Here is a 12,809-nt window from a genome sequence, read left to right as displayed (position 1 = left end):
TCAGCGATCCTTCGGGTCCAGAGCATCGCGCAGGCCATCACCGATGAAGAACATGGTGATGATGATCGCGACGTAGAGTGTCAGGGGAAACATCAGTTGCCACAGGGTGCCATAACCCATCGTACCGGCACCTTCGGCGATCAGACGGCCCAGCGAGGTATAGGGTTCCGAAATCCCAAGCCCGAGGAAAGAGATAAAGCTTTCCATCAGGATCATTTCAGGCACCAGAAGTGAGGCATATACGATAACCACCCCCAACAGATTTGGCAGAATGTGGCGGTACATTATGGTAAATTCGCTGACACCAGCGGCGCGCGCTGCCTCGATGAACTCTCGGTTTTTCAGGGTCAGGGTCTGCCCCCGAACGATGCGCGCCATAGTCAGCCACCCAACTGCGCCAAGGGCGATGAACAGCATAAAGAACGACCGGCCTGCGACGACCAGCAGCAGGATAATCACCAGCGTCGCCGGGATCGCCAGCAGGATGTCGACAAAACGCATCATGATGCCGTCGGTCCTGCCACCGATATAGCCGGCGGCTATACCGTAGCATGTGCCCACGATGAGGGCCGTTGCAGCCCCGATCAGACCCACCAGCAGCGACGTGGTCGTTGCCTGAATGACCCGGCTGTAAAGGTCACGCCCCAGATCGTCGACGCCGAAATAGTGGCCGGTCTCGATCGACGGCATCCCCATTCCGCGGACGTCGCCCATGACATTCCAGTCGATCTCTTCATTGCTCCAGACGGCAAAGTACGGGCCAATAATGGTGAACAGTATGATTAGCGCCAGAATGAAGACACTTGCCATAGCGGCTTTGTTGCGAACAAAACGCATCCGCGCATCTTGCCAAAGCGAGCGCCCCTGAACGACCGTGAAATCGGTGATGTCTTCGGCCAGATGGGCGGCTTTTTGTGATTTTCCAAGCATTGCCAGCCCCTCAGTACCGGATTTTCGGATCGAACCAGGCATAGGCCAGGTCGGTCAGTAGGTTCACGATTACCGTTAGCGCGCCGTACAGGATCGTGACCCCCAGCAACACCGCATAGTCTCGCGATAGGGCCGAGCCAACATAAGCCTGCCCCAAACCGCCGGTCGAAAAGTAGATGTCGACGAAAACCGAACCGGTCAGCACATAGACAAAGACCGGTCCCAGATAGGACACAACCGGCAGCAGCGTGGGTTTCAACGCATGTCTCCAGATCACGGTGCGGGTCGGCAGACCCTTGGCCCGCGCGGTGCGGATGAAGTTCGAGTTCAGAACCTCAAGCATGGACGATCGCGTGATCCGCGCGATGGACCCCATGTAAGACGTCGCCAGCGCAATGACCGGCATGATGAGGTATTGCCACTGCCCGCCGTTCCAGCCACCGCCGGGCAACCAGCCCAGCCATAGGGTAAAGGTCAGGATCAGGATCGGGCCCATGATAAAGTTCGGCAGGGCTTGTGCCGCGATGCCCAGACCGACCGCGAAATAGTCGATCCAGCTGTTGTGCCGGATCGCCGCCGCGATACCCAGGCTGACGCCCACAGCGGTCGCAACCAGAAACGACAGCGAGCCATAGGTCAGAGAGATTGGGAAACCCTGTGCGATGATGTCATTCACATCGCGGTCCTTGAACTTGAAGGACGGGCCGAAATCGAAATGCACGACGATGTTGTACAGGTAATCCCACAGCTGCTTCCACAGCGGTTGGTCTAGCCCGTACCGCGCCTCGATATTGGCCAGTACCGCCGGTGGCAATGGCCGTTCCGAGGTGAATGGCCCGCCGGGCGCGAAGTGCATCAGAAAGAAACAGGCAACGATCAGCAACAGGATCGTCGGAATGGCGATCAGCAATCGCCGGATACAATAGGCAAGCATTCCATGCCCCCATTTATTGGCGCTGCCCCGGAAGACCTTCCGGGGCAGTGCGTGATCAAAGGATGATTATTCGGCGAGCTTGTAGAGGTTTCTCGAATACCAGTTCTGCTCGACGTTATTCACCGGCCAGTTCCCGACATCGCTGTCCATCATGTAGACGCCAGCATAGTGGTAGATCGGAATAACTGGGGTTTCCTGTGCGATGATGCGCTCGACCTCGGTGTAAAGGGGGGCTGGATCGTCAGAAGTTTTGGCTTCTGCCAGCAGTTCATCAACGCGGGCGTTGTTGTACTTGCCGTCGTTATAGCCGGAGTCCGACTGCAGCAGATCCAGGAAGGTGGATGCTTCGTTATAGTCGCCACACCATGCGCCGCGCGCCAGATCAAAGTTCTGGTTGCCCCGCTCTTCCAGGAAAACTTTCCATTCCATGTTGGCCAGTTCGACTTGTACGCCCAGCTTCTGTTTCCACATCTGGCTTAGCGCCACTGCGACCTTTTTATGTGCCTCATCAGTGTTGTAGACCATCTCAAAGCTCAGCGGATTGTCCGGGCCATACCCGGCCTCGGCCAGCAGTTCTTTGGCCAGCTCATCGCGCTCGGCCTGATCCATAGACGCCATTTCAACGGCGGGAACGGTGAACCCAGCGGTTGCTTCTGGAACAAATGTATAGGCTGGGGGTTCGCCACCTGCTTTTACTTTTTGGGTAATGATGTCCCGGTCAACAGCCAGGGACAGGGCTTGACGCACCTTGGGGTCCTTGAATTCTTCGGGACCGCTGTCGGATACGTTAAAGGTGTAATAATAGTTGCACAGACGCGGGAAGCTGATGGCCTCATCCGGGTGCTCTTGCTTTAGACGTGGGAACTGACCCGCGGGCACTTCGGTGCGGTCCAGTTCGCCGGCAAGATAACGGGTCAGGGCGACGTTTTCGTCGTTGATGACCAGGGCGACAACCTTGTCGAGAATTGTATTTTCATTGTCCCAGTACATCTCGTTGCGTTCACGAACAGACCGTTCCTGCGGCAAATGTTCAGTCCAGATATAGGCGCCGTTCGAGACGATGTTTTCTGGTTTGGTCCATGCGTCGCCGAATTCCTCAATCACCTTTTGCGGAGCAGGGAAAGTGGTGGAATGTGTTGTCATCTGCGCGAAATAGGGCAGGGGCGCGGTCAGCGTGACTTCCAGTGTCTTGTCGTCAATGGCTTTAACGCCCAGATCATCAATCGGCTTGTCGCCAGCTATGATTTCAGACGCGTTCTCGATCGACATCAGTTCCATAAACCACGCATAAGGTGACGACAGGGCGGGATCGACAGCACGTTTCCAGGCGTAAACAAAATCACCTGCTGTAACCGGTTCTCCGTTAGACCATTTGGCTTCGTCGCGCAGTGTAAAGGTATAAACGTCTTTGGTGTCGTTGGTGGTGAACCCAGTGGCCACGCCAGGGATCAGATTGCCCTCTTCGTCCTGATTCATCAGGCCTTCAAACAGGTCCCGCGCAATTTCGGCACCATACGTGTCTTCGACAACCTGTGGATCGACTGAACTGTGCTCATCCAACAGACGGTAGATAAAGGTCTGGTCATCCGCCAGCGCCTCGCCGGTGTCCGGATGGGTTCCGGCCGCAAATGCAGCACTGGTGATCATGGTCGAGGTCATTAGCCCCGCCAAAGATGTCCGAATATACTTGTTCATGTTTTTATACTCCCATTTTTGGGGGCACGGCACGCGCATCCTGTCAGGATGGCTGCTGGCCACCATGTTTGTCCGACCCTGAAAGAGACCGGGACTGGTTCAGATTTTGCTTTTTCAGATCGCAATGAACACCGCGTCGCAGTCTTTCGGTTTGCAGTCGGGAACGTGTTTGCAAAAGTCGCCTTTCACTGCCGGTGAAGGTGGCATTATTTGAAAACGGGTTAAAGCCTTTGCCTGCAAATTGAGCAACTAGAGGTGGATTGTGAACGAAACCGGGGGAGTATCGGAAATTTAATAATGAAACTTGGGGTCTTCTTGACACTTTTGTGAAGGGTGCCGCATTGGTTTTTTTGAATGGAGGGTTTGATCTGGCGTTTTCCGCAAAGTTCAGCGCGAATCGCTAGGGTTTCAGAGCGCTTTTCATGCCGACCTCGGGAAAGCAGGTAGGCGCGCGACCGGACGCCTGTTGCCAGCGTCCGATTGAACGACGCGTTTTGTATCCGGGCAACCCGTCGGCGCCGCCGACATCATGGCCCAGCTGTTCCAGCGCGCGCTGCATGGTCGCAACGTCGGATCGGTATAGGTTGCCGACATTACCCCACCGGCCGTTGAAATCGCCAACACCGTATTGGATGCGGTCGCCGACATGGCCCACAAACAGGGCATAGAGGTCACTTTTGTTGTAGTCCTTGAGAACGTAGAAATTTGGCGTGACCACAAAGGCAGGCCCGTTTCGGCCTGCGGGCATCATCAAATACCCCTCGCCTGACATCTCATGTTTCGGAAAAGCCTTGCCCGACACGCGGGTGATCCCCATTGCGGACCAGTCGTGGATAGGTCTGCCCTGGTCCGGCCCCTCCAACGCGCAGGAGACGGATTTGGGCACCGATACTTCGAACCCCCAATCGCGCCCGACGACCCAGCCATGTTGGGCCAGAAAAGTGCCGATAGAGGCGATCGTATCCTCGGGCGAGGTCCAGATATCGGCCTTCCCATCCCCATTTCCATCTGCCGCATAGGCCAAAAAGTTCGACGGCATGAATTGTGGTTGCCCAAGCGCCCCGGCCCAACTGCTTTTCAAACTGTCGGATGGGGCGTGCCCCGCCTCGGCAATTTGCAGCGCCGCGATCAGCTCTTCGGTGAAATAGTTCGCGCGGGTGCTCATGAAGCCTTTGGTTCCCAGTACCTGAAACGCGTCGTGGCGTATGGGAACTTGGCCATATCCGCTTTCGCGTCCCCAGATGGCCAGGATGATGCGCCCTGGCACCCCGGTTTCGGCTTCGACGCGGGCCAGGGTAGCCGCATGGCGCCGTGCCATCTGGCGGCCCACTGAAGTTGCGCCCTGTACTGAGTTGGCATTGAAGTATTTGCCAGGTGAGCCAAATTCGGCCTGTTTCTGTCGCTTCGGAGTCTGAGCCGCGGTGCCTGGCGGTACCAGATCAGGCAGTTTCCAATTCAAGGTCACACCGTCAAAGGCTTGCTGCATGGTACGGCGTGAAACACCTTTGGCTTTGGCCGCGGGCCAGATCGTGTTTTGCAACCACGTCTGAAACTGCCGCTCAACCGCTGCGCGATCCTGCGCAGAGGCAGCAGTGGCCAGGCACCACGTACAAAGGGCAAGAATGATCCAGCGCATTGGTCACCTGTCTCACCCGCCCTCACGCTCAAGTCAACCGGAAGGCCTCTGCCTTTTGAGCGTTCGTAAGTGATCGGTTGTTTGAACTGTTTGCCGGACAATCGGGGGTTTCGGAAAAAGCCTTGTGAAATCCTGTGACTCTGCCGATAGTTGGCCGGAGGCGAAGGGATAAGAGGACAATCCGGCGTGGCCCCACTCAAAACCTCAGCAAAGTTACTGGCAGTTCCAGCGGCCTGTGCGATCATCGCCACTTCGGCGCAGATGGCCTGGGCCAGCAACAGTTTCATGGATCCTCAAGGACCCATCGCGGCCATCCAGAAAACGCATCTGTTGCGGGCAACCGTTTTGATCCTGCTTGCCGTGATTCCGGTGCTTGTTCTGGTTCCGCTGATCGCATTGCGCTATCGTCGGCGCAAGAGAGGCGCCGCCGCTTACAAGCCAAAATGGGATTTTTCAGCCCGGTTAGAGTTCGTGATGTGGGGCGTGCCGGTGATTATCGTCGCGATCCTTTCGTTTTACCTGTGGAAGGCGACTTACCGACTTGATCCCTACACCGCCGCATTTGGTGAAACGCCTGCGCTGAACGTGCAGGTTGTCGGGTTGGATTGGAAATGGCTGTTCATCTATCCCGATCTGGGCATCGCCAGTGTGGGAGAGCTGGGTATTCCAGTGAAACAACAAGTGGCGATGACGCTGACCACCGACACGGTAATGCAATCTTTCATGATCCCGGCACTGGCCGGTCAGATTTACGCCATGCCGGGAATGACGACTCAACTGCACATTGTTGCAGACACGCCCGAGACGATGCAGGGCGAAAACACACAGTACAATGGCCGTGGGTTTACCAAACAAAAGTTTGAAACGCTGGCGATGCAACCCACGGATTTCAATGCCTGGGTAGAGGCCGTGCGCGCGAACGGAATCCCGCTGGATGCTGCAACCTATGAAACACTGGCCATGCGCACGGACCGGGATGAAGTTCAGACTGCCTTGGGAACAGAAAAAATGCCGGAAAAAGCGCTGTATTTCACGCTGGAGGATGGTGATCTGTTCCACTTAATCCTGCACCGGTATCACGGCGAGCAGCCGCTGCCGGCAGATCAACAGCCGGGAACAGCCGAATTTGGGCAGGAGGCCACCCAATGACATCTGCCGAATCCGGCTTCTTTGGCCGTCTGAGCTGGGATGCCTTCCCCCTTGCCGGGCTGATCCAAACACCCAACGCGAATGAAATCGTGGCGAATACTGCCGCTGGAATCGTGATCGTCGGAGTTGTTGCCGTTGTGGGCCTTCTGACATGGTTCCGGCTTTGGGGGCCATTGTGGCGCGACTGGCTGACCAGCGCGGACCACAAAAAGATCGGCATCATGTACGTGGTCTTTGCCATCGTGATGCTCGCACGTGGCGTGTTGGAAGGTGTGGTGATGCGCGCCCAACAGGCGGCCGGGCCGGGTGACGGCTTTCTTGAAGCCGAACATTTTGCCGAACTGTTCAGCACGCACGGGACGATCATGATCTTCTTTGTGGCCGTGCCGTTTGTGTTTGGCGTGGCGAATTTTCTGGTCCCTCTGATGATCGGTGCGCGCGATGTGGCGTTTCCAGTGATGAACCAAATCAGCTTGGGCCTGACAGTGTCTGCGGGCATGATGCTGATGGTGTCACTGGTGGTGGGTAAGTTCTCGACCGGTGGCTGGACGGCGTACCCACCTTATACCGGCGCGGCCTTCAACCCCGGAGTAGGGCCGGACTACTGGATCTGGGCCATCGTCGTCTCAGGGATAGGCACCACGCTGACCGGCATCAATTTTGCCGTGACGATTTATAAGCTGCGGGCACCGGGGATGACATTCATGCGGCTGCCGATGTATTGCTGGACGATCATCTGCAGCTCGATCCTGATTGTCTTTGCGATGCCGCCTCTGGGTGTCGCCGCTTTGATGCTGGCCGCGGACAGATATTTGGACTTCCACTTCTTTACGAATGACCTGGGTGGAAACATGATGAACTATGCCAACCTGTTTTGGCTGTTCGGTCACCCCGAGGTCTACCTGCTGGTGCTGCCCGCCTATGGTATTTACTCAGAGGTTTTCGCGACATTCTCGGCCAAGCGGCTGTATGGATATAATTCTCTGGTGATCGCCACAATGTCGATTGCGGTGATGTCGTTCACCGTCTGGCTGCACCATTTCTTTACTATGGGGCAAAGTGCGTTGATCAACGCTGTGTTTGGCATAGCTACGATGCTGATCGCGATCCCGACTGGCGTGAAAGTCTATGACTGGATGGCAACGATGTTCCGGGGGCGTATCCGGTTTTCTGTGCCCATGCTTTACGGGCTGTCTTTTTTGATGTTGTTTGTCATCGGCGGGTTGTCCGGGGTGATCCTGGCCAATCCTACGGTCGACTATCAGGTTCATAACACGCTGTTCCTGGTGGCGCATTTCCACAACGTTCTGTTACCCGGTGTGTTGTTTGGCCTGCTGGCGGGCTACAATTATTGGTTTCCCAAGGCCTTTGGCTTTCGCCTGAACGAGTTTTGGGGCCGGGTGACGGTTGTCCTGTGGACGGTTGGGTTCATGCTGACTTTCCTGCCGCTTTACTTCGTTGGGCTTATGGGGATGCCGCGCCGGTCGTTTAGCTGGGAGGACCCAAGCTTTCACCCCTACATGATCGTTGCGGTTTTGGGTGCGCTTGTGATACTGGCCGCTTTGTTGTCGGTGATCGTTCAATTGTGGGTCAGTATCCGCAACCGCGCCAACACCCGCGTACCCGTTGGCGATCCCTGGGATGCACGAACCTTGGAATGGTCAACCCCGGCACCGCCGCCGCCCTACAACTTTGCCATCATTCCGCAGATTACGGACCGGGACAATTTCGCCGCTGCGAAAGAGCGAGGCGAGGCCTATCCAACGCCTGATGCCTATGAGGATATTGCGATGCCGCGCAATACTGGTATCGGCTTCATGCTGTGTGTCTTCAGTGGTGTCTGGATGTTCGCACTGGTCTGGTGGATCTGGTGGCTTGCCGCTTTGATGACAGTTGTGATGCTTGTGACATTCATCGCGTGGACGTTCAAAGGCGACACGGAAGAGATCATTTCGGCCGAAGAAGTGCGCAAGCGGCACGAGGCATGGTTGGATCTGGTTCACACCTCCACGCCGGTCGATCGCGACGACGAAACCACCCCGGAAAACCTCGGTCTTGCCCGACCTGATCTAGAGGTGGTGACATGAAACGCGCGCCTTCGCATAGCTATCCGGGACTTAACCTTGGGCGGCGGCATGAAAGTGCCCACAAAGCCACCGAAGTGGTTACCTTCGGCTTCTGGGTCTTTCTGATGAGCGATCTGGTTTATTTCGGCCTGATGTTTGCAATTTACATCACCATGATCGATGCGCAGGCGGGCGGGCCGGGGCCACACGAACTTTTCGACCTGAAGAGTGTATTTGCCCAAACCATGATCCTGCTGACCAGCAGTCTGACGGTAGGGCTGGCGATGTTGGCCCTTAAATACAACCTGCCGCGCTCCAGGATTGTTCTTTGGTTTGGGGTCACGCTGGTATTGGGACTCAGCTTTCTGGTGCTTGAGATCCGCGATTTCATGGCCATGGCTGAAAAGGGCGGGATTCCCCAGCGCAGCGGGTTCCTGTCTGCGTTCTACGGATTGGTGCCGCTGCATGGTCTGCACGTTTCTGTCGGGTGTCTATGGCTGATCGTGCTGGGCATTCAACTGCGCGTGTTTGGCCTAACTGACCTGTTGATGTCCCGCGTGGTGCGGCTGGCCTTGTTCTGGCATTTCCTCGATTTGATTTGGATCGGTATCATCACCATCGTTTATTTCGGAGGCCTGACCTATGGATAAGCGCAGCGAGATGCATCGTCGCGAGCGCCGCCGTTATGTGATCGGCTATGGCGGGTCACTTTTGCTGACGCTGGCAGTGTTCCTGATCGCCTATACCTATGGGATCGAAACCAAGGGCGTTTATTTGGCAATCAGCCTGTTGGGGTTGGCCCAATTGATTGTGCAGCTGGTCTATTTTCTGCATATCGACCGGCGCCGCAGCAGCCGTGAAGACCTGGATCTGGTTCTGTTTTCTACTCTTGTCCTGCTGATCATTATCCTTGGAACCGTGTGGATCATGGGGAATCTGGCGGTGCGTATGCACACCTATCCAATGTAAGCGTCGATCCCAGCAACCCGAATGAGGCCCAACCCATGAAGTCGATGAAAGCCGCAGCCGTTGCCGCAATGCTGGCCGCAATCGCCGTTGGCCTGTTTCTGTATTGGCGCTATGAGGAGCGTTACCCATCCACCAAAGACGCCTATGTTGGGGCGAATGTTATCTATGTCGCCGCGCAGGTCACGGGGCAGGTGGCCGCAGTGCCGATTTCAGACAATCAGCCGATTAAGGCAGGGGATCTGCTGTTCACCATTGATGACACGCAGTTCAAGGCCGCGGTTGATCAATCCAAGGCCAATCTGGACAGCGCGATACAACAGGCTCAGTCCTTTTCCACGCAGATCACGGCGGCAGAGGCGATGGTCGGATCCACTCAGTCTGCGTATGACACGGCAAAGAAAAACCTCGAACGTGCACGGGCGTTGTTCTCGGATGGTGATCTGGCTCAGGCATCGTTGGATCAGGTTTCGTCAGAATTCGCAGAGGCCTCGGCCCGTCTGACCACCGCGCAGTCCAGTCTACTGGCCTTGCAAAGCGGGGTGGCGGCAAAGCAGGACGAGGTTCTGTCGGCACAGGCACAGTTGGAAATTGACAAGGCCAATCTAGACTGGACCAAAGTGTATGCCACCGCAGATGGCTGGATCGCCAACCTGACCCTGCGACCGGGGTCTGCCGTATCCGCAAACGCACCGCAGTTTTCCATCGTTGAATCCTCGGATTGGTGGGTAGATGCGAATTTCAAGGAAACCTCGTTGCCCCGTATTCGCCCGGGACAGCCGGTTCGTATACAGATCGACATGCTGCCCGGTGTGACCCTTACGGGCAAAGTTGCTTCGATCGGCCGGGGCTCGGGGGATACGTTCTCATTGTTGCCGTCCGAGAATGCCAGCGGCAACTGGGTCAAGGTCACGCGCCGTTTCCCGGTGCGTGTCGCGCTTGACCCAACGGACGCACCGCTACGCGTGGGTGGCAGTAGCAAAGTGACCGTGGACACCAGTGAAGTTCAGGCCGGGCAATGACAGCCCCGGCGGCAAGCCGCATCAACCCGGTGATCGTCGTCGCCGTTGTACTCAGTGCGATACTCGAGGTGCTGGACAGTACCATCGTCAATGTCGCGCTGCCCCATATTCAGGCGGCGTTCGGGGCCACAACCGATCAGGCCACTTGGATTCTGACCAGTTATATCGTCTCGGCTGTCGTGGTCATGCCCTTGACCGGATTTGTCGCCCGCCGGGTCGGGAGGCGAAGGCTCATCCTGACCGCCATCATCGGATTTACCACGATGTCCGTCTTGTGCGGCCTGTCCTGGAGCCTTGAAACCATCGTAATCTTTCGGCTGGCGCAGGGCATGTTCGGTGCGTTTCTAATACCTTTGTCACAATCCATTCTGTTTGATGCCTTTCCACGCGAAAAACGCGGGCAGGCGATGGCGGTATTTGGGCTTGGTGTTGTGGTTGCGCCGGTTCTTGGGCCGACCGTAGGTGCGATCCTCACCGAATATTTCTCATGGCGAATGGTGTTTTTTGTCAACCTCCCGGTAGCGGCTATGGCACTGCTGCTTTTGGCCGGAGAGTTGCCGGAGGACGAAACCGAAGAAGTTCGCATCGACTGGGCTGGTCTGGCGTTGCTGGCCATCGGCATCGGGTGTCTGCAATTTGTTCTGGATCAGGGCGAGACCAAAGACTGGTTGTCGTCGCACGCCATTCAATTGGCGGTGATTGCGTCTGTTCTGGGGGCTCTGGGGTTCCTCTACCACGCGCTGACATCCAGAAACTCTGTTGTCGACTTGCGCCTGTTTGCAGATCGCAATTTTGCCCTGTGTAACCTGGTCATCGCCGGGTTTGCCATCTCACTGTTTGGTGGCATCGCCATTTTGCCGACCTTTGTGCAAAACCTGTTGGATTATCCGGTTATCGAATCCGGCCATCTATTCATCCCGCGCGGGATTGCTGCGGGGATCTCAATGGTTGCGACCGGAGCTATTCTGGTTTCCCGGTTCGATCCGCGTGTCCTTGCCGGGGTGGGCATGTTGTTGACAGCCATCAGCAATTTTATGCTCGGGGCGCTGAATTTGAATGCCGGGTTCTGGCAACTGGCATGGCCGGGCGCCGTCAGCGGGCTTGGAATGGGGCTAGTGTTTGTACCCATGTCCATTCTTGCTTTTGAAAGCATCTCAAAATCCCGGCAGGACGAGGCGTCAGGCCTGTTCAACGTAACCCGACAACTAGGGTCTTCGGTCGGAATTTCGCTGGTGGGTACCTGGGTGGTGCGCGGAATGCAGACGAATACGGCTGTCCTCAGCCAAAACGTGACGCCCTATAATCCGGCGGCCCAGGCTTATTTGGCACCGCTTGGGCTAACGCCGGACAGTGCCCAGGGAGCGGCCTTTTTAGGTCAGGAAATCTCGCGGCAAGCCGAGTTGATTTCTTATCTGACGGTGTTCAACAATCTGGGTCTGCTGGCCCTTGCGACTATACCGTTGTTGTTTTTCTGCAAAGCACCCAAGGCAGAAACCCAAGCGCAGGTTCATGCGCATTAGCGCATCACGACCAGACCCATCCACAGGGCAAGCCAGCACAAAGCAAGGCTCAGGAGGATATTCCCGGCGGCCAGCGCGATCGTCCGTTCGCGCCGCAACTCCAGCGTTTGATAGGCAAAGCTGGAAAAGGTGGTGAATCCGCCGCAGAAGCCAAATACCAACCGCTTTTCTTCTTCTCCCATATCGACCGGGCCACCCAGATACCCGATCCACAGACCCAGAAGCAGGCTGCCCAAGACGTTCACGATCAACGTTGACAGTGGCAGATCATGATTGATCCGCAGCGCAATCCAGTGACGAAACACGGCCCCCAGTCCGCCACCCAGGCCGAACATGACATGCAGGTACAGCTCGCTCATTCCGATGCCTTTGGTCCGTTTCGCCTGCGCCCAACGACCTCGCCCAGAATGGCGGCCCCCAAACCCAAGGTGGTTTCCAACCCTGCGGCAGACACCGCAACCCACAGATGCGATGATGCCAGGCGCTCAAGCTCTGCCACAAAGGACGAAAACGTGGACAACCCACCGCAAAACCCTACCGCACCCAGATGCACCACATGCGCATGAACACGGTGACGTATGGAATAGAGCCAACCAAGTATGAAACACGCCACGATATTGATGCCAAAAGTGGCGGTCAGGATCGGAGCACCGGGTATTTGGGCGGCAAACACCTCGCGCAGCACAGAACCCACTGCACCGCCAACAAAAACAGCGGTGAACATCAGGACCAAGGTCCGGACAGCGGGTCGGGTTTGTGTCACGGTCGATGATCCTGCCTGGTTCGCCTTTTCTTGGGCATACCTATTGCTGGCGGATGGATCAACTGTGCCTAAACCTCTGCCTCTTTTCACAAATTCCCCCGAACCTGTGATTTCGGGTACAAATGCTT

At 56.5% G+C, this 12,809-nt stretch carries 12 protein-coding genes; 6 read left to right on the top strand and 6 right to left on the bottom strand.

The features are described from left to right. The 4 genes from RUM8411_RS08570 to RUM8411_RS08555 all read right to left on the bottom strand — a co-directional run bounded on the left by RUM8411_RS08570 (position 1) and on the right by RUM8411_RS08555 (position 5,195). Entirely contained in the window at positions 1–930 is a 930-nt protein-coding gene (locus tag RUM8411_RS08570; RefSeq protein ID WP_085822275.1) for an ABC transporter permease subunit, read from the bottom strand. A 10-nt stretch (positions 931–940) separates the two neighbouring features. Then, entirely contained in the window at positions 941–1,864 is a 924-nt protein-coding gene (oppB, locus tag RUM8411_RS08565; RefSeq protein WP_085822274.1) for an oligopeptide ABC transporter permease OppB, read from the bottom strand. 66 nt (positions 1,865–1,930) lie between these two features. Beyond that, a complete protein-coding gene (locus RUM8411_RS08560) occupies positions 1,931–3,559 on the bottom strand; it encodes a peptide ABC transporter substrate-binding protein (RefSeq protein ID WP_085822370.1) in 1,629 nt (542 codons plus the stop codon). A 400-nt stretch (positions 3,560–3,959) separates the two neighbouring features. Beyond that, positions 3,960–5,195, bottom strand: coding sequence for a lytic murein transglycosylase (locus RUM8411_RS08555; protein ID WP_085822273.1), 1,236 nt, complete (start codon positions 5,193–5,195; stop codon positions 3,960–3,962). Positions 5,196–5,381: 186 nt separating this feature from the next. Between RUM8411_RS08555 and RUM8411_RS08550 the strand changes: the two genes are divergently transcribed. The 6 genes from RUM8411_RS08550 to RUM8411_RS08525 are packed head-to-tail and all read left to right on the top strand — an operon-like array spanning position 5,382 to position 11,918. Further along, positions 5,382–6,344, top strand: a complete 963-nt coding sequence (locus RUM8411_RS08550; protein WP_085822272.1) for a ubiquinol oxidase subunit II — start codon at positions 5,382–5,384, stop codon at positions 6,342–6,344. Next, positions 6,341–8,431 (top strand): cbb3-type cytochrome c oxidase subunit I, encoded by a 2,091-nt coding sequence (locus RUM8411_RS08545; RefSeq protein WP_085822271.1) that lies wholly within the window; start codon positions 6,341–6,343, stop codon positions 8,429–8,431. The genes RUM8411_RS08550 and RUM8411_RS08545 overlap by 4 nt, the downstream gene beginning before the upstream one ends. Continuing rightward, positions 8,428–9,060: a cytochrome c oxidase subunit 3 gene (locus RUM8411_RS08540; protein WP_085822270.1), complete on the top strand. Its 633-nt coding sequence runs from the start codon at positions 8,428–8,430 to the stop codon at positions 9,058–9,060. The genes RUM8411_RS08545 and RUM8411_RS08540 overlap by 4 nt, the downstream gene beginning before the upstream one ends. Then, a complete protein-coding gene (locus tag RUM8411_RS08535) occupies positions 9,053–9,379 on the top strand; it encodes a cytochrome o ubiquinol oxidase subunit IV (RefSeq protein ID WP_085822269.1) in 327 nt (108 codons plus the stop codon). The genes RUM8411_RS08540 and RUM8411_RS08535 overlap by 8 nt, the downstream gene beginning before the upstream one ends. Positions 9,380–9,414: 35 nt before the next feature. Next, positions 9,415–10,398: an HlyD family secretion protein gene (locus RUM8411_RS08530; RefSeq protein ID WP_085822268.1), complete on the top strand. Its 984-nt coding sequence runs from the start codon at positions 9,415–9,417 to the stop codon at positions 10,396–10,398. Then, positions 10,395–11,918 (top strand): DHA2 family efflux MFS transporter permease subunit, encoded by a 1,524-nt coding sequence (locus RUM8411_RS08525; RefSeq protein WP_085822267.1) that lies wholly within the window; start codon positions 10,395–10,397, stop codon positions 11,916–11,918. Before RUM8411_RS08530 ends, RUM8411_RS08525 begins: the two co-directional genes overlap by 4 nt. Here the strand turns inward: RUM8411_RS08525 and crcB are convergent. Further along, positions 11,915–12,277, bottom strand: a complete 363-nt coding sequence (gene crcB, locus RUM8411_RS08520) for a fluoride efflux transporter CrcB (RefSeq protein WP_085822266.1) — start codon at positions 12,275–12,277, stop codon at positions 11,915–11,917. The two genes, RUM8411_RS08525 and crcB, sit on opposite strands and share 4 nt — an antisense overlap. Next, complete coding sequence (locus RUM8411_RS08515) at positions 12,274–12,681, bottom strand: fluoride efflux transporter FluC (protein WP_234995174.1); 408 nt, start codon at positions 12,679–12,681, stop codon at positions 12,274–12,276. The genes crcB and RUM8411_RS08515 overlap by 4 nt, the downstream gene beginning before the upstream one ends. Between the last annotated feature and the right edge of the window lie 128 nt (positions 12,682–12,809).

Source organism: Ruegeria meonggei, assembly GCF_900172215.1.
In the GTDB taxonomy this organism is placed as follows: domain Bacteria; phylum Pseudomonadota; class Alphaproteobacteria; order Rhodobacterales; family Rhodobacteraceae; genus Ruegeria; species Ruegeria meonggei.
This window is presented reverse-complemented; position numbering and strand designations above follow the sequence as displayed.